1 protein-coding gene is annotated in these 1,068 nt (G+C 40.0%); it reads right to left on the minus strand.

Annotation, left to right across the window (positions count from 1 at the left end; genetic code table 11):
• Positions 1-17: 17 nt before the first annotated feature.
• Complete coding sequence (locus tag ACLFKQ_RS27870) at positions 18-971, minus strand: hypothetical protein (protein WP_449002898.1); 954 nt, start codon at positions 969-971, stop codon at positions 18-20.
• Positions 972-1,068 lie beyond the last annotated feature (97 nt).

The raw sequence follows: 1,068 nt of genomic DNA on the forward strand, positions 1-1,068 counted from the left end.
AAACGTTCATTTCTCATCTATTTTTCTCTGGGAATTTTTAAAATGAGAATTGCTGGTAGAGCATCGAATAGTTTACCCAAAAGTTGGCGTTGTGCTGATTCAAATTTTTCTTTACGGTCAGGTTTTTGATAGGGATTGGATGACGACTGTACCCTTCCAATTAAAGTGGCAACATAACCAATGCTATTTTGTTTAATAGCTGCCGCTATTTGTTTGAGATTAGTGTATTTAGGCTTGCTGTAGTCAGTTTTGTCTCGCTTTACTACTTGAGGATACTCGGCAGGTTCGTTAGCGTGGCGAATCTCCTGAGAAATTTGAGGAAAACGAGAAGTGGGAGTAACTATTAACTGGTTTTTTTTAGCAATACCTTTAATCGAGCTGTGATCGAGAATGATGTCATATCCCCTGTCTTCAGTTAAAGTCTGATTCGGCAGAAACGTTCCTTTAGCCAGAAAACTAATATTAGGTGTAGAATGACTTTTCTCTTTATTCCAGTCTGTCATCCAAGCCATTCTAAATTGAAATGGTCGTTTGTTTTTAGCACCAATTTCTCGTGCTAACTGAGGAGATATTTTCCCGTGACAATCGCCTGTAAAGTAGTCGGCTGCTTCTTTCCTTTCTTGAGGATCGTCGCTTTGAGAATCGACTATTTTAAGTCGTATGGGAGAATTATCTTTCTTGTTATCAAATATGGCTGCTCCTTCCAAACAAGAGCTTACCAGTAACGAGCCGTAGCGACAGCAGTAGTCTGGTTTTGTTTTAAAGAATTGATGCCGAATGTTGTCAATCAGTTCCTTGTTGCCAAAGTAAACGCTTTTACCAGAACTAAAGACAATACCTCGCTTGATGTTGTCACCGAAATCAATACGATCCAACTGATTCAAGTAAACTTTTGCAGCCTTAGAGGGATCTTCAAACTGTAACTGCCTACCGCGATTTTGATTGAGTTTGACAATAACCAAGGAAGACAAGCTGACGGGGTGACAACCCTGTGAGAAGTCAGACAGTGTAGGGAACAGAGACAACCTATGGTAAAAAAGATTCGGTCAGTTATTGAGAATCCGACCG

The sequence above is a fragment of the Myxosarcina sp. GI1(2024) genome, from assembly GCF_053543375.1.